The 19,597-nt window shown below is 62.0% G+C and carries 19 protein-coding genes; 18 read left to right on the top strand and 1 reads right to left on the bottom strand.

All coding sequences use genetic code 11. The features are described 5' to 3' along the window. Positions 1-104 precede the first annotated feature (104 nt). The 9 genes from AC3EMP_RS27265 (at position 105) to AC3EMP_RS27305 (ending at position 9,323) form a co-directional block, all read left to right on the top strand. Positions 105-1,211 (top strand): NAD-dependent epimerase/dehydratase family protein, encoded by a 1,107-nt coding sequence (locus AC3EMP_RS27265; protein WP_023681102.1) that lies wholly within the window; start codon positions 105-107, stop codon positions 1,209-1,211. After that, complete coding sequence (locus AC3EMP_RS27270) at positions 1,208-2,281, top strand: GDP-mannose 4,6-dehydratase (protein WP_023696367.1); 1,074 nt, start codon at positions 1,208-1,210, stop codon at positions 2,279-2,281. Before AC3EMP_RS27265 ends, AC3EMP_RS27270 begins: the two co-directional genes overlap by 4 nt. Next, entirely contained in the window at positions 2,278-3,570 is a 1,293-nt protein-coding gene (locus AC3EMP_RS27275; RefSeq protein WP_023725527.1) for a TIGR04295 family B12-binding domain-containing radical SAM protein, read from the top strand. Before AC3EMP_RS27270 ends, AC3EMP_RS27275 begins: the two co-directional genes overlap by 4 nt. Continuing rightward, complete coding sequence (locus AC3EMP_RS27280; RefSeq protein WP_023681099.1) at positions 3,555-4,655, top strand: glycosyltransferase family 4 protein; 1,101 nt, start codon at positions 3,555-3,557, stop codon at positions 4,653-4,655. Before AC3EMP_RS27275 ends, AC3EMP_RS27280 begins: the two co-directional genes overlap by 16 nt. Before the next feature lie 2 nt (positions 4,656-4,657). Then, a complete protein-coding gene (locus AC3EMP_RS27285; protein WP_023681098.1) occupies positions 4,658-5,788 on the top strand; it encodes a CgeB family protein in 1,131 nt (376 codons plus the stop codon). Continuing rightward, a complete protein-coding gene (locus tag AC3EMP_RS27290; protein WP_023667985.1) occupies positions 5,785-6,879 on the top strand; it encodes a CgeB family protein in 1,095 nt (364 codons plus the stop codon). The genes AC3EMP_RS27285 and AC3EMP_RS27290 overlap by 4 nt, the downstream gene beginning before the upstream one ends. Further along, complete coding sequence (locus tag AC3EMP_RS27295; protein WP_023681097.1) at positions 6,876-7,979, top strand: CgeB family protein; 1,104 nt, start codon at positions 6,876-6,878, stop codon at positions 7,977-7,979. The genes AC3EMP_RS27290 and AC3EMP_RS27295 overlap by 4 nt, the downstream gene beginning before the upstream one ends. A gap of 23 nt (positions 7,980-8,002) precedes the next feature. Then, a complete protein-coding gene (locus tag AC3EMP_RS27300; RefSeq protein ID WP_023681096.1) occupies positions 8,003-9,043 on the top strand; it encodes a UDP-glucuronic acid decarboxylase family protein in 1,041 nt (346 codons plus the stop codon). A gap of 94 nt (positions 9,044-9,137) precedes the next feature. Beyond that, positions 9,138-9,323 carry a hypothetical protein gene (locus AC3EMP_RS27305; RefSeq protein ID WP_023667982.1) on the top strand — a complete coding sequence of 62 codons (186 nt, stop codon included), beginning with the start codon at positions 9,138-9,140 and terminating at the stop codon, positions 9,321-9,323. Positions 9,324-9,331: 8 nt separating this feature from the next. Here the strand turns inward: AC3EMP_RS27305 and AC3EMP_RS27310 are convergent, their stop codons facing one another. After that, the gene (locus tag AC3EMP_RS27310; RefSeq protein WP_245262557.1) at positions 9,332-11,146 is read right to left on the bottom strand and encodes a hypothetical protein; all 1,815 of its coding nucleotides are present in this window, start codon (positions 11,144-11,146) and stop codon (positions 9,332-9,334) included. An 85-nt stretch (positions 11,147-11,231) separates the two neighbouring features. Here AC3EMP_RS27310 and AC3EMP_RS27315 point away from each other — a divergent pair, with 85 nt between their 5' ends. The 9 genes from AC3EMP_RS27315 to AC3EMP_RS27355 are packed head-to-tail and all read left to right on the top strand — an operon-like array spanning position 11,232 to position 19,594. Continuing rightward, positions 11,232-12,335, top strand: coding sequence for an inositol-3-phosphate synthase (locus AC3EMP_RS27315; RefSeq protein WP_023681094.1), 1,104 nt, complete (start codon positions 11,232-11,234; stop codon positions 12,333-12,335). Further along, positions 12,332-12,928 (top strand): histidine phosphatase family protein, encoded by a 597-nt coding sequence (locus AC3EMP_RS27320; RefSeq protein ID WP_023667978.1) that lies wholly within the window; start codon positions 12,332-12,334, stop codon positions 12,926-12,928. The genes AC3EMP_RS27315 and AC3EMP_RS27320 overlap by 4 nt, the downstream gene beginning before the upstream one ends. A gap of 14 nt (positions 12,929-12,942) precedes the next feature. After that, complete coding sequence (locus AC3EMP_RS27325; protein ID WP_023687793.1) at positions 12,943-14,043, top strand: CgeB family protein; 1,101 nt, start codon at positions 12,943-12,945, stop codon at positions 14,041-14,043. Beyond that, entirely contained in the window at positions 14,043-14,846 is an 804-nt protein-coding gene (locus AC3EMP_RS27330; protein WP_352596994.1) for a sugar phosphate nucleotidyltransferase, read from the top strand. Before AC3EMP_RS27325 ends, AC3EMP_RS27330 begins: the two co-directional genes overlap by 1 nt. Before the next feature lie 3 nt (positions 14,847-14,849). Continuing rightward, complete coding sequence (locus AC3EMP_RS27335; protein WP_023667975.1) at positions 14,850-15,611, top strand: TIGR04290 family methyltransferase; 762 nt, start codon at positions 14,850-14,852, stop codon at positions 15,609-15,611. Continuing rightward, positions 15,604-16,536, top strand: coding sequence for a glycoside hydrolase 5 family protein (locus AC3EMP_RS27340; protein WP_023691448.1), 933 nt, complete (start codon positions 15,604-15,606; stop codon positions 16,534-16,536). Before AC3EMP_RS27335 ends, AC3EMP_RS27340 begins: the two co-directional genes overlap by 8 nt. Before the next feature lie 7 nt (positions 16,537-16,543). Then, positions 16,544-17,701 carry a glycosyltransferase gene (locus AC3EMP_RS27345; RefSeq protein WP_352710751.1) on the top strand — a complete coding sequence of 386 codons (1,158 nt, stop codon included), beginning with the start codon at positions 16,544-16,546 and terminating at the stop codon, positions 17,699-17,701. Positions 17,702-17,709: 8 nt separating this feature from the next. After that, entirely contained in the window at positions 17,710-18,687 is a 978-nt protein-coding gene (locus tag AC3EMP_RS27350; RefSeq protein ID WP_245262552.1) for a GNAT family N-acetyltransferase, read from the top strand. A 4-nt stretch (positions 18,688-18,691) separates the two neighbouring features. Continuing rightward, positions 18,692-19,594: a class I SAM-dependent methyltransferase gene (locus AC3EMP_RS27355; RefSeq protein WP_023691450.1), complete on the top strand. Its 903-nt coding sequence runs from the start codon at positions 18,692-18,694 to the stop codon at positions 19,592-19,594. Positions 19,595-19,597: the final 3 nt, after the last annotated feature.

The raw sequence follows: 19,597 nt of genomic DNA on the forward strand, positions 1-19,597 counted from the left end.
CTGCTTCCGAACGAAGCCGGCCAAAGGAACTTTGTTGAAGCCAAGGGAACAAACCTTTTGCCGAAAAGTTCGGGTCGCCAAGATTACCTGTCTGAGGAGTGGTCGTGAAACGGATATTGGTTACAGGGGGCTGCGGCTTCATCGGCCGGCATGTCGCCCAGGAACTCATCGAGCAGGATTATTCGGTTCGCATTTTGGATGTGCTGCTGGAGCAGGTGCACGCAGGCGAAACAGTCGCCCTTCCCGCCGGGGCCGAGCTGATCAAGGGCGACATTCGGGACCGGGAGGCGGTCGCCAAGGCGCTGGAAGGCGTTGACGCGGTCATTCATCTAGCCGCGGAAGTCGGCGTCGGACAGTCGATGTACGAGATCGCGCGCTATGTCGGCACCAACGATCTCGGCACCGCGACGCTGCTTGAGGCGCTGATCAAACACCCGGTCGAGCGCATTGTCGTCGCCTCATCGATGAGTGTCTATGGCGAGGGCCTCTATGCTACATCGGACGGCCGGCGCATCGACAATGCCCGGCGCAAGGCGAGCGACATCAAAAACGGACAGTGGAATCCGCTGTCGCCGGAAGGCGAACCCCTCTCCCCCCTGCCGACGGACGAGGAAAAGCCGGTCGATCTCGCCTCTATCTATGCACTGACGAAATACGCCCAGGAACGCGCCGTGCTGATCTTCGGCGAAGCCTATGGCATCGATGCGGTCGCGCTGCGCCTGTTCAACGTCTTCGGCGCCGGCCAGGCGTTATCGAACCCCTATACCGGCGTGTTGGCCAATTTTGCTTCGCGTCTCGCCAACGGCCAACGTCCAATGATCTTCGAGGATGGCGAACAGAAACGCGATTTCGTCCATGTGGATGACGTCGCCCGCGCCTTTCGTCTTGCGCTGCAGCAACGCCAGGCAAGGGGTCACGTCATCAACATCGGCAGCGGCCGAGCCTATGCTATCAGCGACGTCGCGCGGGTACTTGCCGAGGCCATGGGAACGCCGGACCGCTCGCCAGAGTTGCTCGGCAAGGCGCGCTCCGGGGATATCCGCAACTGCTTCGCCGATATTTCCAAGGCCCGTGAGCTGCTCGGTTTCGAGCCGAGGCAACAACTGGAGAATTCGCTCGCCGATTTCGTTTCCTGGGTGCGCAACTCGTCCGCCATCGACCGCGGCGCCGACATGAAACGCGAGCTTGAAGAACGTGGGCTGGTGTCATGAATACGCGCAATCGACGCGACGCGCCCGTCGCCATTGTCGGCGGCAGCGGCTTCATAGGATCGAACCTGGCCGACAGCCTGTTGTCGGATGGCGAGCCGGTGCTGGTGATCGACAATCTCAGCCGCCCCGGCGTCGAACAGAACCTTGAATGGCTGGCGCAGAAACACGGAAGCCGCCTCATGGTCGAAACGATTGACGTGCGCGACGCCAACGCGCTTGCGCCCGTTCTGAAGAGTTCCAAGGCGATCTTCCACCTGGCCGCGCAAACCGCCGTCACAACGAGCCTGGTCCAACCGGACGAGGATTTCGACATCAACCTTCGAGGAACGTTCAATGTCCTCGAGGCGGCGCGGCTGAGCAGTGAGTTTGTTCCGGTGGTCTTCGCCAGCACCAACAAGGTCTATGGCAGCCTGCCCGACGTCGCGGTGCGCGAGGACGGCGATCGTTACCTGCCTTGCGACGGCATCATCCAAGCGAATGGCATCGACGAGACCCACGGCCTGGATTTCTGCACGCCCTATGGCTGCTCCAAAGGCGCGGCGGACCAATATGTGCTCGACTATGCCAAATCCTACGGCATGCCCACGGCGGTGCTGCGGATGAGCTGCATCTACGGGCCGCGCCAGTTCGGAACCGAGGATCAAGGCTGGGTCGCGCACTTCCTGCTGAGTGCGCTGACGGGACGTCCAATCACCATTTACGGCGACGGCAGACAAGTGCGCGATATACTGCATGTCTCCGATGCGGTCGCCGCCTACAGGGCCACGCTCGATCGTATCGAGACGACCAAAGGCCAGGCATTCAATCTTGGCGGCGGCCCCGATAATGCGATCAGCCTGCGCATGCTGTTGAGCGAGATCCGTAGCTTGACCGGCCATGAGCTTTCGATCCGCCATGATGACGAACGCACCGGCGATCAGCCCTTCTTCGTCGCCGACACCCGCAAGATCAAAGCGATGCTTGGCTGGAAAGCTCGTGTTTCATGGCGCGAAGGCATTCGCGATCTCGCAGACTGGCTGCAACAACACCGGCTCCAGCCTCGCCCCGAAGTCGTGAGGTACGTCGCATGAAAATCGCCCTGGTAAACCCGTTCTGGACCTATGACGACAGCATCTATTTCGGCTGCCGCCAACCACATCTCCCGCTGGAACTCGGCTATTCGAAATCCCTCCTCGAAACAGCCGGCCATGAGGTGTTGATGCTGGATGGGCAATTGCAGAAGCTCGACAACTCGGACCTCTCCGAGCGTGTGGCTGATTTCGCGCCTGCAATGACGGTCGTCAGTACCGCCCCGACTTATCTGTTCTGGCGCTGCGCACCACCCGAGTTGCGCGTGCCGGCCGATTTCCTCAACCGTCTCGCCGGGCGCGGTGGACGCACAGTCGCGGTCGGGCCGCATGGCTCGGCTACGCCCGCGCCAACCTTGCGCAAGCTTGGCGTCGACATTGTTGTGCGCGGCGAATGCGAGGAAATCGTCGCGGAACTTGCCCGGCGCGACGACTGGAGCGCGGTCCCCTCGACCGCTTACCTGCGCGACGCCAAGGTGGTTTTGAACGGCGGCGTCCACGCCAGCTCGTTTGTCGATCATCCGCCACTCCAATGGCCATCAGACTGGATCGCAGCCCATTCGCATCACCATCACAGGTTCGATGACAAGCAGGTTGGGTTCGGCGCGGAGGTCGAAGCATCGCGCGGCTGCCCCTACAATTGCAGCTTCTGCGCCAAGATCGATTTCCGCGATGCCTATCGCCGCCGAAACCACGAGGCTGTCATAGCGGAAATCGATGGGCTGATTGCCCAGGGGGTCGGCTACATTTATTTCATCGATGAAATCTTCCTGCCGCAAAAAGCGCTGCTGGAAGCGTTGATCCATCGCGACGTGAAGTTCGGTGTGCAGACCCGCATCGACCTTTGGAAGCCCGAGCTGCTGGAACTGCTCGGTGCGGCTGGCTGTGTCTCCATCGAGGCCGGCCTCGAAAGCCTGACCGTGGAAGGTCGTGCGATGCTGGCGAAACGCTGCCGGCTGGGTACCGAGGAACTTGCCGCGCTGCTCGTCAATGCCAGGCGTCACGTTCCGTTCGTACAGGCCAATCTGATCGGCGTCGTCGAGGATGACCCTGCCCTTGTGGACTACTGGCGAACGCACCTGATCGACAACGGCGTGTGGGCCAATGAACCCGTACCGCTTTATCCATATCCGAGTTCGCCAAGCTATCGCGAGCTTTGGGGCGAACCCGACGACCTCGCCTGGGAGCGCGCCCATGATCACTATCTCGCATCATTCCAGAAGTTCAGCGACATCCAGGAAAGGCGCCCGCGTCCGCTGGCGGAACTGGAGGCGACATGTTGCGGACACTGACGCCGCGCTCGCGGCGCATCCTGATGACGGTCGACGCCGTGGGCGGCGTGTGGCGCTATGCGCTCGACCTGGCCAGGGAACTTGTCAACGGCGGCGATAGCGTGGTGCTTGCCGGCCTCGGTCCGCCACCGTCCAGGCAGCAGGCCGACGAGGCGGAGGCTTTCGCGAAGCTGATCTGGCTGAACACGCCGCCGGATTGGATGACCCGCAACGGCGGTGATCTCGACGCGCTGCCGCGGGAGTTGCATGCGCCCATGCGCGACCACGCCATCGACCTTGTCCATTTCAACGCGCCTTCGCAGGCGGCGGGATTCGACGCGCCATGCCCGGTCGTGGTGGTCTCCCATTCCTGCGTGACGACCTGGTTCCATGCGGTCAGAGGACAGGCGGCGGATGGGGCATGGGCCTGGCAGAAGGAGCGCAACAGACGCGGCATGGATCGGGCCGACGCGGTCATCGCGCCGAGCCGCAGCCATGCCGACATGCTAGAGACCTGCTACGGCCCGATCGCGCGCTTGAGTGTGGTCACAAATGGTGCCCGTCCTCTGCCGAAGGCCGAAAAGCATCAACCGCTCGTCTTCGCCGCTGCCCGCTGGTGGGACGAGGGCAAAAATGCGGCGGTGGTCGATCAGGCGGCGTCCCTGACGCGATGGCCTCTGTTTGCCGCCGGTTCGACGAACGGCCCAAACGGCGAGCATGTCAGCTTCAGCCATGCTGTTCCTCTGGGAGCAGTGCCGTCCGATGAGGTGCGTTCGTTGATGGCTCGCGCGGGTATTTTCGTATCGCCATCGCTCTACGAGCCATTCGGCCTGGCCGCGCTGGAAGCCGCCATGTCGGCTACGCCCCTGGTGCTTTCCGATATCGCCACCTATCGCGAACTATGGGACGGGGCCGCGATATTCTTTGACGCGCGCGATCCGCACGATCTCGCTGCCTGCCTCAACCGTCTCTCCAGCGATGCCGAGCTCCGGCGAGAGCTTGGCCAGGCAGCCATCCGACGCAGCCGCAGGTTTAGGCTGACAAAGCAGACAGCGGCTATGCGCGGCGTCTACGACAAAGCGGCCTTAGCGATGGCGGAGCGCTGATCATGCGCTTTGTGTTTTACACCCACTCGGTCGTTTCCGACTGGAACCATGGCAATGCCCATTTCCTGCGCGGCGTCATGCGAGAGCTGGTCCAGCGCCGGCATCAGACTATTGCGCTGGAGCCGGCGAATGGCTGGAGCCGGTCGAATCTGCTGGCTGAGAAGGGGTCGTTCGCCATCGAACGCTTCCGCAAGGATTTTCCCGAACTGATGCCGGTGACCTACGACGCCGGATTTGATCACGAAGCCTGGATTGCCGAGGCCGACGTTGTGATCGTTCATGAGTGGACGGATCCGGAGCTTGTCGCACGTATTGGCCGTGCCCGGGCCGCCGGCGGCAACTTCATCCTTCTTTTTCACGACACCCACCACCGGGCCGTGTCTGCGACCGAGGCACTCTCGGCGCTCCGGCTGGAGCACTATGACGGCGTTCTCGCCTTTGGCGAAACCTTGCGCGAGAGCTATCTGCGCGCCGGCTGGGGCAAGCGCGTCTTCACTTGGCATGAAGCGGCGGACGATCGCCTGTTCAAGCCGCACCCGGAGATCCACCCCACCTCCGATCTGGTCTGGATCGGCAACTGGGGCGATGATGAGCGGACCGCCGAACTCAAGGAGTTTCTGATCGAGCCGGTGCACGATCTCGGCCTTGATGCCGCTGTTCACGGCGTACGCTACCCCAAGACCGCACTTGCGGATCTGGCCACCGCAGGACTGCGCTATGAGGGGTGGATCGCCAATGCCGACGTGCCGAAGGCCTTCGCCGCGCATCGTGTCACCGTTCACGTTCCACGGCGCCCCTATCGCGAGAGGTTGCCCGGAATCCCGACGATCCGCATGTTCGAGGCACTCGCCTGCGGCATTCCGCTGATTTCAGCGCCATGGTCCGATGTCGAGCAGCTTTTCAGGCCCGGTGTCGACTTCCTGTTTGCCGAGAATGGCTCGCAAATGCGGCAACAGCTTCGGACGGTGTTGTCCGACGAGGACTTTGCGGCCTCCCTGGTGACCTCGGGTCTCGAGACCATCCGCTCGCGGCACACCTGCCGCCACCGCGTCGACGAGTTGCTCGGCGTGCTCACGCAATGCGCGAACCGACACACCGCCGTCCCGACAGCCGCAAAGGAAGCCGTCGCATGAAGATCGCATTCTATGGATCGAGCCTTTTGTCGTCCTACTGGAACGGTGCCGCGACGTACTATCGCGGTTTGCTCAAGGCACTTTCGCAATTGGGTTACGAGATCACGTTCTACGAACCCGATGTCTACGACCGGCAGAAGAACCGCGACATCGAAGCTCCCGACTGGTGCACTGTCGTCGTTTATGAGGCGACCCAGCATGCGCTGATGCAGGTCGCGGCACGTGCCGCCGGCGCCGACATCGTCGTCAAGGCGAGTGGCGTCGGTTTCGAAGACGAGGCGCTGCTTCGCGCCGTTCTCGACCACGCCCGCAGCGACGCGCTTGTCGTATTCTGGGACGTGGATGCGCCAGCCACGCTTGCCCAGTTGCGCGACGAGCCGGACCACCCGCTCCATCGTGCACTGCAGGAGATCGACCTCGTGCTGACCTATGGTGGCGGCGATCCCGTTGTCTGGGCCTATCGTGCCATGGGCGCCAAGGAGTGCGTGCCCATCTACAATGCGCTCGATCCCGAAACGCACCATCCGGTCGCCAGCAAAGCGCGTTTTGCCTGCGACCTGGCGTTCCTCGGAAACCGGCTGCCGGACCGTGAAGCGCGTGTCGAATCGTTTTTCCTCGATCCCGCCAGCCAGCTGCCGAAACAGCGTTTCCTGCTCGGAGGCTCGGGTTGGGGCGACAAGCCGCTCCCCACCAATGTAGGCTGGCTCGGCCATGTCGGCACCCGCGATCACAACGCCTTCAATGTCACCCCAAAAGCCGTGTTGAACATCAGCCGCGACAGCATGGCCGCCAACGGTTTTTCACCGGCCACGCGAGTGTTCGAGGCGGCCGGCGCGGGCGCCTGTCTCATCACGGATGCATGGCTGGGCGTGGAACTGTTCCTGAAACCAGGCGAGGAGATCCTGGTCGCGCGTGACGGCGGCGATGTCGCCGAAATAATGCGCTCGCTGACCCCCGGGCGGGCCAAGGCAATCGGCCAAGCCGCACTTCACCGCGTGCTGGCGGACCATACCTACGCGCTTCGGGCGGATGTGGCGGATGCCGTCTTCAAACGTCATTTCGAGCACGGGGCCGTGGAGGCAGCGGAATGACCAAGAAACTGGACATCGTCTTTCTCGGCCTGTCGCTGTCCTCATCCTGGGGAAACGGCCACGCCACGACTTTCCGGGGTCTTTTGAAAGGCTTGCACGGACTCGGTCACCGGGTGACTTTTCTGGAGCGCAACGTGCCCTGGTACGCCAATCACCGCGATCTGCGCGATCCGGAGTTCTGCGCCTTGCGCTACTACGAAACCACTGCGGAGCTGCAACGCGACTACGCACAGTGCCTGGAGCAGGCCGACATCATCGTCATCGGATCCTTTGTTCCAGAAGGACGCCAGGTCATCGACATCGTCGCCTCGCTTTGCAAGGGGCAGCTCTGCTTTTACGACATCGACACCCCGGTGACCCTGGCCAAGCTTTCAGCCGACGATTGCGATTATCTGAGTTCGCGGCAAATTCCGTATTTCGATGTCTATTTCTCCTTCACTGGCGGACCAACGCTCAACCATCTGGCGCAAGACTTCGGCGCGCGTCATGCCGAACCTCTCTATTGTTCGGTCGATCCAGAACGGCATCACCCGACAGGAGATCCGATCCGCTGGGATCTCGGCTATCTCGGCACCTACAGCATGGACCGGCAGACAACGCTGAACGCTCTGCTGCTCGAGCCCGCACGGCATATGCCGAACCTCCGTTTCGTCGTGGCCGGCTCCCAATATCCATCCGACATCATCTGGCCGGACAATGTCGAACGCATCGAACATTTGCCGCCAGCCGATCACGCCGCGTTCTATAGCCGTCAGCGCTACACGCTGAATGTCACACGCAGTTCCATGATCACCGCAGGATGGTCGCCCAGCGTGCGCCTGTTCGAAGCGGCGGCTTGCGGCACGCCCATCGTCAGCGACCACTGGCCAGGGCTCGACAGCTTCTTTCCCGCATCGGCGATCCACACCGCCGCGGAGACGGACGAAGTCATCGATATCCTCGTTGGCGAGTCCGAGCGCGCACGCCTGGCCATGGCCGGCCGGGCTCGCAAACTCGTCCTCGCTTCCCACACCGGTGGGGCCAGGGCTCGCGAATTCGTGGCGGCGCTGACCCAACCAACGGCGACGGCCCTCGATCTCGACATTGGAAGTGCAGCATGAACGGCAGACAGGAGAAAACAGCGATGCGACAGACAAGAAAGGCGCACAGGGCAAAGACGGTGCTTGTTGCCGGCGGCGCGGGTTTCCTCGGTTCGCATCTTTGCGAAGTATTGCTCCGCAACGGCTGGCGCGTGATCTGCGTCGACAATTTTCTGACCGGGCGCATGGAAAACATCATCTCGATCATGGACCGGCCGGGTTTCCGGTTGATCGAGCAGGACATCTGCCGGCCATTGGATCTCGGCGAGCCCGTGGATCACATCTTCAACCTGGCCTGCGCCGCCTCACCGCCGCGTTATCAGGCCGACCCGATACACACCACGCGTACCTGCGTGATCGGAACCCTCAACCTGCTCGAACTCGCTGTCCGCAATGACGCGCGACTGCTGCAGGCCTCGACGAGCGAAGTGTATGGCGATCCGGAACAACACCCGCAAAGGGAGGATTATGTCGGCCATGTGAACTGCACCGGCCCACGCGCCTGCTACGACGAGGGCAAGCGCACCGCCGAAACGCTTTGCTTCGACTATCTAAGGGCCGGCAAGGCCGACGTCCGCGTCGCGCGCATCTTCAACACCTACGGTCCGAGAATGGATCCGGCCGACGGTCGCATCGTCTCGAATTTGATCATGCAGGCGCTCGAGAAGCGTCCGCTGACGATATTCGGCGACGGCCAGCAGACGCGATCCTTCTGCTATGTCTCCGACTTGATTGATGGATTGATGCGCCTGATGAACATCGACCCCAATCCGGGCAAGCCGGTCAATCTGGGCAATCCCGGAGAATTCACCATCGTGCGACTGGCGGCATTGGTGAAGGCGATGACCGGCACCAAGTCGGATCTGAAATTTCTGCCCCTGCCGCAAGACGATCCTCGGCGCAGGCAGCCTGATATTTCGCGTGCGAAAACGCTGCTCGGCTGGTCGCCGAGAGTGCCGCTCAACGAAGGGCTCAAGCTGACGATCGATTATTTCGCGGCGCTCGAAGGCACCGGCATCGGCGATCAGATGACAGGCCTTGCCAAAAGGAGACCCGCAGGCGGGCTGCAGAACCTTCCTGCATGACGCGGGCCGCGGACGGACCTGCCCGGAGATCGTTCGGAACATCCATCCAACCTTGTAGTTTGGCGGGAGGGACCCGATACGGAGGATCATCCTCATGCAACCCAAGCGACCCGCGAAGGATGTCGACAAGATTGCCGAACGCGAGGCGGCTGCCTATCTGCGGCGCTCCTCGATCACCTATCTCGAGTGCTGCGTCAGCCTGATGATGACGCATCTGCAGCGCGAGGAAGTGGCCGCTATTCTCGAGCAGGAAGCAGACATGCTACGAAGGCTGGATTGATCGAAACGCTACACCTGAGATTCGTCCAGGAATCGTATCAGCCCCGCCCTGTATCGGTCTCCGGTCGCGGCCAGCCTTGCTTTTTCCTGGCCATTTTCGGATTGCGCTGCCGTGCTCCAGAGCCCGATTTGGAACGCCAAATAGCAGGGTTCGAAAAAATCGATGTGGCCATTGTCAATATCGAGCCCCATCCCCTCGACCAATGTCGTCACATCGCTGTCGGACAGTCCATATTCGACACGGGCGCCGGCAATGTCCCACTCTATCGGCTGGCAGCCAATCAAATCGTGTGCCCGGCAATGGTCGACGGCATCTGTCTTGACCACCGAGCCGTCGGCACAAACGAGAAACTCCCACGCGTGAAGCTTTCCGTCGATTTCCACCGGCTGCAGAACATGCGCAGGGGTTTTTTTCGAGAGCCAGCCGCGCAACGTCGCCGCTCGGTTCTCGCCCAGAGCTTCAGATGTATTGAAAACAGCCATTTCCGTGAGTGCGAGCAATGATGCACCCGGTTCGCAGGTTCGGAGATTGAGCGCCCGCCAGGTTAGATAGCGCGCCAACTCCGCGACCAGCCTTCCTCTTGGCAGCGGCGCCTGGTCCATCGTGGTGCCGTCAATCCACCGTTCGACCAGAAAGCCGTGGCAAAGCCCGACCACTTGCGATCCGAACCCGGCTTTCCCCAACATTTCCGCGGCTCGTCTCTTACGCCGTCCGGTTTCGCCGAGGCCGGCGAATTTGACGAGCCAGCGACCACACCCCGCGGACGCCAGGAATTTACGCCGCTCGATGCCGCGCGGGCTCGGCGGCCAATGCTTTTCGTCGACGTAGTGGACGCTCCTCCATTCGCCACCAGACAGTTCGGTCAGGCGTAATTCGGGGCTGCCGACCGCCTCGGCCACCCATTCGCTAAGCGTGGGAATGTTCGAGCTTTCGGGGAAGGTGCATTCGAGCGCCGTCGCCACATGTTTCGGACAGCGCGACCATGTCTCCCTGGCCTCCCGTGACGCTTCGATGCCCGGGTCGCCAGGATGGCTGGGAAACAGGTGAATGCGGTCCATACCAATACCCAGTTCCCGCAGCCACGCGACGACGGCGTGCATCGAACTGCCGGACAGACCGGGACCTTCGTCTACAACGGCGAAGCGTGCCGATGGATTGTTCTTCCAGGAAGCGATCGAGCGCGGATCGGCATTGATGTGCCTGCGGAAAGGATGGCCGACCGGACGAACGCTGAACGGCGCCGGCGCGCCAATCGCGGCAGCCACTATGGCGGCAAGCCCCAGGCCGATGCTGCGGATGCCGATCACGCATGTGTTCGCATCGAGACCTGACTCCTGCGCCGCTCCCAAATAGCTTTCGGGATAAAGCGCGTAATGCGCGTAACCCTCGGCAGAACCGGTCAGAACCTCAGCCTCGCAATCCAACCCGTCCAGCAGTTGGAGAAGTCCCGGCTCGATGCCACCGCCCACGGCGAAACCGCTTCGCCACGACTTCGCCACCTCTGCCGCAAGACCAACCAGCAATCTGGCGCCTTGCTGTTGCCGCGGCGAAAAGATGTCGATGCCCCTGTTCTCGAAATCGACATCGGCAAGCGCGCGAACCAGTTCCGATACGCTGATGAATAGGCCGACCAACGCGGCATGGCGTCGGACGCCATGAGCCATGCGGTCCAGACTTTGAGCAATTTCGCTCGCAGCATCGCGAAGCCGTTCTGCGCTCTGCCTCCGCTTCTGGTCGCCGTAAACAATCATCGATCGGTTTTCCAATGCTTCGCCTTGCGGCAACGCAGCGAGCGCTGCTTCGATCCATGCTGTCTTGCGCAATTTTTCGGCAGGCCAAGGAACATTCCGGCACGCTGGTGGTTCGGCTGCAGGAACTTACCTTTGAACAGCATAGGGCGGCAGTTTCGTGGGATCGAAAAAGGTTCGTGTCGGTATCGTCGGGGTCGGCAATTGCGCATCCTCCCTGGTGCAGGGCCTCTCCTATTATCGTCACGCAAAAAGCAACGAACCAATCCCAGGGCTGATGCATGCCGACCTCGGCGGTTACCATGTCGACGACATCGAGATTGTCTGCGCATTCGACGTCGCCAGGAGCAAGGTTGGCCTCGACGTCGCTGAAGCAATCTACGCCGCCCCGAACAACACGTTCCGCTTTGCCGATGCGGCGGCAAACGGCGTTCGCGTCGAGCGCGGACCGACACTTGACGGCATCGGAAAATACTTGCGCGACGAAATCGAGGAGGCGCCGGAGCCGGTTGCCGACGTCAGCGAAATCCTGCGCAACAGCGGCGCCGACGTGCTGGTCTCTTACCTGCCGGTGGGCTCCGAGGAGGCGACGCGCTTCTACGCCGAATGCGCGCTTGAGGCCGGCTGCGCCTTCGTCAACTGCATACCCGTTTTCATCGCCTCACGTCCGGAATGGCGCCGGCGCTTCGAGCAGCGAGGGCTGCCGCTGGTCGGCGATGATATCAAGAGCCAGGTCGGGGCGACCATCGTTCACCGCCTGCTGGCCAATCTCTTCCGCGAGCGCGGCGTGCGCATCGATCGCACTTATCAGCTGAATTTCGGCGGCAACACCGACTTCCTCAACATGCTGGAACGCGAGCGGCTGGAATCAAAGAAAATTTCCAAGACCCAGTCCGTGGCCAGCCAGTTCGATGTTCCCCTGGAGCCGGGCAATATTCATGTCGGACCCAGCGACCACGTACCGTGGCTGACTGATCGCAAATGGGCCTATATCCGAGTGGAAGGGACGACCTTCGGCGGCGTGCCGCTCAACGCCGAGCTCAAGCTGGAAGTCTGGGATTCTCCAAATTCAGCCGGCGTGGTGATCGATGCGATACGCTGCGCCAAGCTTGCGCTCGATCGCGGCATAGCGGGAGCACTGACCGGTCCCTGCAGCTATTTCATGAAGTCGCCTCCCGAACAGTTCACCGACGCCGAAGCGCGGCAGCGCACGCTCGCCTTCATCGCCGGCAAGGACGAGCCTTTGCTGGATGCCGCGGAATGACGACAACGTTCTTTTTGATCCGTCATGCAGCGCACGACAATGTCGGCTCCTATCTTGCAGGACGGATGGATGGCGTTTGCCTTGGCGAGGCTGGGAAGGCGCAGGCCGCGCATCTTGGTGGCCGCATGGCCCGGGAGCCGATTGAAGCCATCTTGTGCAGCCCGCGTGAGCGTACGCAAGAGACGGCCGTGCCGATCGCGCTTGCCTGCGGCGTCGGTGAAATCGCGATCTGCGCCGAACTCGACGAGATCGATTTCGGCGATTGGTCGGGAAAGACCTTCGACGAGTTGAATGGCGATGCCGGTTGGCGGGCGTGGAACGACCAGCGGCAGGAGGCCAGGACACCGAGCGGCGAGACCATGCTGGATGTCCAGGAGCGGATCGTCGCACTGATGAACGCAGTGCGCGAGCGGCATCCGAATCAGTGTGTCGCCCTGGTCAGCCACGCCGACGTGATCAAAGCCGCCGTCTGCAAGGTGCTTGGCTTGCCGGTCGGCGACTGCTTCCGCTTCGACATCGATCCAGCCTCGATCACGACGATCGTGTCGGGTGACTGGGGCTCCAAGCTCCTGCGAATGAACGAAGCTGCCTGACGAGGACTTTCCGGATGCAGATGGTCATTTTCGGTCTCACCGTTACATCATCATGGGGCAACGGCCATGCCACGCTCTGGCGGGGACTGATCCGCGCCCTGGGTCGGCTGGGATGGTCCATCACCTTCTTCGAACGCGATACCCCCTACTATGCCGGGACGCGTGATCTCGATCGGCTCGATGGCGGCAACGTCGTCATTTATCCGGACTGGGAAGACATCCGTCGCGTTGCGGAGCGGGCAATGAAGCAAGCGGATGTCGTCGTCGTCACTTCCTACTGTGCCGACGCCGTGGAGGCCTCGCGGTTGGCGCAGCAGACAGGTCGCGGATTGCGTGTCTTCTACGATCTCGACACTCCGGTCACGCTTGCCCGCATCGAGCAAGGCGAGCGTCCGCCCTATTTCGGACCTGAGGGTCTTGCCGATTTCGACCTCGTTTTGAGTTACACCGGCGGCTCGGCGATCGAGGCGCTTAAGTCGGTTTTAGGCGCGCGTCACGTGGTACCTCTCTATGGGCATGTCGATCCCGACCAACACCGGCCGGCAGAGAAGCGGGCCGAATTCGCCGGTGATCTGTCCTATCTCGGAACTTACGCGGCGGATCGCCAGGCCGGCGTCGAAAAGCTGCTGGTCCGCCCGGCCGCGCGCCTGCCTGACCACCGCTTCATCATTGGCGGCGCGCAATATCCGCAGGAATTCCCATGGAGCGACAACATCTTCTTTGTCAGGCATCTTCCGCCAGCCGACCATCCGGCTTTCTTCTCATCATCTCGCCTGACACTGAACGTCACCCGGGAGGCGATGGCGCAAAAGGGCTGGTGCCCGTCGGGACGGCTCTTCGAAGCGGCCGCGTGTGGGGCTGCCATCGTCACCGATGCATGGCCGGGCCTAGCCGAATTTTTCGAACCCGGCCGCGAAATATTGTTGGCGCATGACACCGATGATGTGGTCGCCGCATTGCAATTGCCGGAGTGCGAGCTCGACGGCATTCGAAGGCGTGCCCGCGACCGGGTCTTGGGCGAACACACTTCCGCACGGCGCGCGGCGGAACTGGATCGCATCCTGAACGATGCCTTTCAAAGATCTCCCGGCGAACCGATGAGGGAAGCGGTCTGATGTTGGGCATCGTACCCGCTGCCGGGCGCGGCAGCCGCATTCAGCCGCTCGGCTTCTCGAAAGAGCTGCTGCCGGTCGGTAGCCGGATCGATGGACAGACCGAGCGTCCCTGCGCCGTGAGCGAGTATCTGGTACGGCGCATGGTGCAGGCCGGCGTCGACAAGATTTGCTTCATCATCGGATCGGGCAAATCCGACATCCTTGAATACTACGCCGCCGGCTACGGTGACGCGGCGGCTCTCTTCGTGGTGCAGCCGAACCCCGTCGGTCTGTGCGATGCGATCTTCCGGGCGGCGCCCCTCGTCGCGCCCGACGAGGTCGTCCTGGTCGGCCTTCCCGATACGATCTGGTTTCCCGAGGACGGTTTCCGCCATTTGCCCGACGATCAGCTCTCATTTCTGCTTTTCCCGGTGGATCAGCCGGAATTCTTCGACGCCGTCGTCATCGACGTCCACGAGCGCGTGATCGAAATCCAGGTCAAGCGGCAGGATGCCGCCACGAACTGGGTTTGGGGTGCGTTCAAGATGCCGGGCCATATCCTGCATCAGCTTGCGGGACTCTGGCGTGAGCGGGAGCGCAGTGACGAATATATCGGCACTTTGGTCAACGCCTATATTGCGGCCGGCGGTACAGCTTTTGGTGTCAGGGCTGGGTCGGACTATGTCGATGTCGGCACTTTCAACGGCTATCGAACAGCTCTGCGGTTGCTTGAAAACGACGCCTCATCCGCGCAGCGCCGGCCCACCATGATCATGCCCGGCGCGCAGTCGCATGTACCCGTCGTTCCTGGCGAAGGAGCCTGAGCCATGCTGCATTCCCATGCCGAAATCCGCCGCCGCATCGATGCGCTCGGCCCATGGTTCCACAACATGGAACTTGCCGGCGTCCAAACCGCTCCCAACCATTTTCTGGGCAACTACCCGCTGATCAAATGGCGCAAATTTGCCAATGCCATTCCCGCTGATCTGAGGGGCAAGGCCGTACTCGATATCGGCTGCAATGCAGGATTTTACTCCATCGAGATGAAACGGCGAGGTGCTGACCGTGTCCTCGGCATCGATTTCGATGACGCCTACCTGGCGCAGGCTCGCTTTGCCGCCGAGGTTGCCGATTGCGAGATCGAATTCCAGAAGCTTTCGGTCTACGACGTCGGCTCGCTGCGCGAGACGTTCGATGTCGTGCTGTTCATGGGGGTGCTTTACCATTTGCGCCACCCCTTGCTCGCGCTCGACCTGATCCGCGAACATGTCGCCCGTGACCTGATGATCTTCCAGTCCATGCAGCGCGGCAGCGCGGATCTGCCCGAGTTGGAAGAAAACTATCATTTCTGGACGCATGACCTGTTCGACCAGCCGCAGTTTCCCAAGCTGCATTTTATCGAGCACCGCTATGCCGACGATCCCACCAACTGGTGGATTCCAAACCGCGCCTGCACCGAAGCGATGCTGCGCAGCGCCGGTTTCGAGATCGTTCTGCACCCCGAGCAGGAGGTCTATTTCTGCCGCGCAGCCGGGGACCCGGCCGGCGGCGGCGCCATCTACCCCTCGAAAGGACAGCTCCATGATTGAAGCCGCCATGATCTGGAACGAGCCCAACAACAAATCGCATTGGGACCCAGAGCTCGATCCCGATTGGAGCCGCTTTGCCAGGATGGCGATCTTGTCGGCTGACGCAATCGCGTCGGAGAACCCGTCTTTGACGAAAGTACTCGGTGGCATCTCGCCGATAGATCCGGGCTTTATCACCCGCATGAAGGAATTCGGCGTGCTGGACCATGTCGATGCCGTCGCCGTGCACGGCTTTCCGCTCGACTGGAACCTGTGGCAGATCCACGAATGGCCACAGAAGATCGGCGAGATCGCGACCGTCACCAACCTTCCCATCTGGGTCAGCGAAGTCGGCGTATCGACCTTCGGCGCGGAAGAAATCCAGGTCTGGGGGCTCAAGCGCACCGCCGAGTTGCTGATCGGCAACGCACCACGCATCCAGTGGTACAGCCTCTACGATCTTCCGCGCGAATGGGAAGCAACGACGCGGCATCGCGAGGCAGAGGGCTCTTCTTACTATCGACATTTCCACATGGGGCTGCTACGCCAGGACGGTACGCCAAAACCTGCGCTGGAGGAGTTCCTGCGCTACACGCCCGCAATGGGGCTGGTGCAGTGGTTTCATTTCGAGGACGCCCGGCTGGACGATGCCGTCGCCTGGATGAAGCGGCTGGGCGTCACCAATATGCGCACGGGGCTTTCCTGGGCAGACAGCTTCCGGCCGAACGCGCTGGACTGGTTTGACCGGCAGATGGAGGCACTCGCCGATTTCGACGTGACGGTCACCTTTTGCTTTACACCGCAGCATCGCGGAATGATGCCCCACCACACCAGCCCACCTCTGGTGCCGGAGGAGTTCGCGGAATTCTGCGCAACCATGATCCGCCGCTATGCGCCCGGCATGACGTCCGCTTCGCTCCCGACGCGGCGGGCCTCGGCAGCGTGAAAGTGTCATGCTGCCAATGCATCAGACGCCTGACACATTGGACGAATTAGCGGCATCATCGACAGGTGGTGCGGCATACGGGACCGAGGCGCAACCAGCCGCGGCGCTCACTGTCCTCAATGTCGCCTACCCTCTCGCACCCGTCGGACCCGATGCTGTCGGCGGTGCCGAACAGGTTCTGTCGATGCTCGATCGGGAGCTGGTTCGCGCCGGCCACCGCTCTATCGTCATTGGCTGCCGCGGCTCCAGCGCGAGCGGTACCCTTGTGGAAATACCGGCTGAAAACGGCGTGCTCGACGAGGCGGCGAAGAGCCGCGCGCAGCAGGCTCATCGCAAAGCGATCGCCGCTGCCCGCGCCCGATGGCCGATCGATGTGGCTCATCTGCACGGTATCGATTTTCATGCCTATTTGCCCGACGATGGTCCGACCCTGGTGAGCCTCCACCTGCCCTTGGACTGGTATCCGGCCGAGGCTCTGCGACCGACGCGCGACGACCTGTGGCTCCATGCGGTCTCGCCCACCCAGCAGCAAACGGCGCCACCAGGGGCCAGACTGGTGGCGCCGATTCCCAACGGCGTTGACATCGAAGCACTGAGCCTGGTGCAGCCGAAGCGAGACTTTGCCCTGGTTCTCAGCCGGGTCTGCCCGGAAAAGGGCATTCACCTGGCCCTGGACGCGGCCAAACAGGCGGGCGTGCCCCTGGTCATCGGCGGCAAGGTCTACCCCTACGAAACACATACGCGCTACTTTCGCGACGAGGTCCAATCCCGTCTTGATGCTCGCCGCAGCTTCTTGGGCCCGCTCGGTTTTAACGCCAAGAGGCGCTTTCTCAACGCAGCCCGCTGTCTGGTCATTCCAAGCCTCGCCGCCGAGACAAGCTCGCTTGTCGCCATGGAGGCCCTCGCCTGCGGTACCCCGGTGGTCGCATTCCCGAATGGTGCGCTTGCGGATGTAATCGAGCACGGCAGGACGGGCTTTCTCGTCAATACAGTCGACGAGATGGCCCAAGCCATTCTTGCGGCGCCCAGCCTGGACGCCGAGGCGTGCCGGGTGGAGGCGCGACGGCGGTTTTCGCTGGAACGGATGATCTCGTCGTATATGGCTGCCTATCAGGCGCTGGCACAACTTGGCACAGATTGCCGGCGCTTCGCTGCGGCACCGTGAGAAAAGCAGTGTTGCGCAGTGAAATCATCGATGACCCCGTAAAATTCGATGCCTTGACGCCGCACTGGTGGAAACTGTGGGAGCAGAGTTCCTGTGCGACGCCGTTCCAATCCCCCGCCTGGCTGGTGCCATGGTGGCGCGCATTCGCACCCGGTGAACTGGCGACAGTCGCGGTCTGGCGTGGCGGCGATCTGGTCGGGCTGGCGCCACTCTATCTCGAGCATGGAACGGCCGGTTCGAAGCTGCTTCCGGTCGGTATTTCGCTCAGCGATTATCTGGACATCCTGGCTGTCCGGGATATCGAGGCGGCGGTCGTGTCCACAATTGCCGAAACGATCTGCTCGGTCGGGTGGTCACAATGGATATTGTCTGATCTGCCGCAAAACAGTGCCGGTCTTACGATCGCGCATCCCGGTTTAACGGTCGAGAGGCCGGTAATTCATGCAGCCTGCCCCGTGCTTGCTGTTGCCGGCGACGACACGTTGGCCGGCTGCGTTCCCGCTCGGCGCAGGCGCCAGTTGCGCCGGGCGCGCCAAGCGGCGTCCAGACGCGGCCGGCTCGCGTTGGCGTCAGCCCGGGGCGATCAGAACTTCCTGAACCAATTGATCCGCCTGCACCATGCACGCTGGGTTGGACATGGAGGTGGTGTATTGGCCAACCCCGCCGTGCAGCACTTCCATGGGCTTTCACTTCCCTTGCTCGATGCTCACGGTCTGGTCCGATGCTGGTTGCTCGCGATCGATGGCACGACTGTCGCCGCCTATTACGGATTTCACCACCGCGGCCGCGCCTATGCCTATCTCGGCGGCCTCGATCCTGCTTATGCCGAGGAGAGCCCAGGGGCGATCCTGATCGGCCACGCGATCGCGGAGTCGATCCGCGAGGATGCGCGCGAGTTCGACTTCCTGCGCGGCCAGGAGGCCTACAAATACGGCTGGGGCGCCGTTGACAGGTGGACGATGCGGAGGATCTGGACGCGGAGTTGATGTCATGAGTGTGCACGCGCAGCGCCGGACATCGGTCAGACGGGCGGTCGAAGATTGCATGGCCGATGGTGCCTGCGCCGAAGCTGTTCTCGTCAGGCTGGCGCTTCACCTGCCGCCCACAATTGAAGCGGCGGAATTGGCGGAGTTCGTGCTGAAAGTCCGTCCGGCGGATACCGGCGATGCTGAAAGACTGCGAAAGGTCGCTGGACTGCTGCGCCACAGACCGGGCGTCCTTGCCACTTTGCGAGCGACAGGCGGCGCCGTTCGGCATGAACGCGGTAACGGCGAGACGGATATTGCCGTCGTCACGCGGCTGGCCTCGAGTTTTGATGCCGCGGCAGCAATTTCGACAGCCGCAAGTGTCCAGTTAGGATCCCTTGGCGATGACGAGCGGCTGACAGCCATGACCGACGAAATCGTTGAATGGCTCGAGGCGCGAGAATTCACCGGAATTGAACGAGACATTCTCGACATCGGTTGCGGCATCGGACGTTTCGAGCGCGCGCTGTCCAATTCCTTCAAGCGGATGGTCGGCATCGACATATCATCGCGGATGATCTCTATCGCCTCCGAGCAATGCGCAGCGCTCGGCAATGTCGAACTGCGCCAAACCTCCGGTCTCGATCTGGCCGACTTCGACGACGACAGTTTCGATTGCGTGTTGGCGGTCGACAGCTTTCCCTACCTGGTCCTGGCCGGCATGGCTGAGCGGCTTTTCGATGAAATTGCGCGCGTTCTCAAACGGCCGGGCCGGCTCGCATTGCTCAACTATTCTTATCGCGGATCGCTTTCTTTGGACCGGGCCGACATCGGCCGTCTTGCGCAAGCTCACCAATTGCGGGTCGTCATCGACGGCGAGAAGCCGTTTGGGTCATGGGATGGCGACGCCTTCCTGCTTGCTGGGTGAGAC

Source organism: Mesorhizobium sp. P160219 (genome assembly GCF_057786095.1).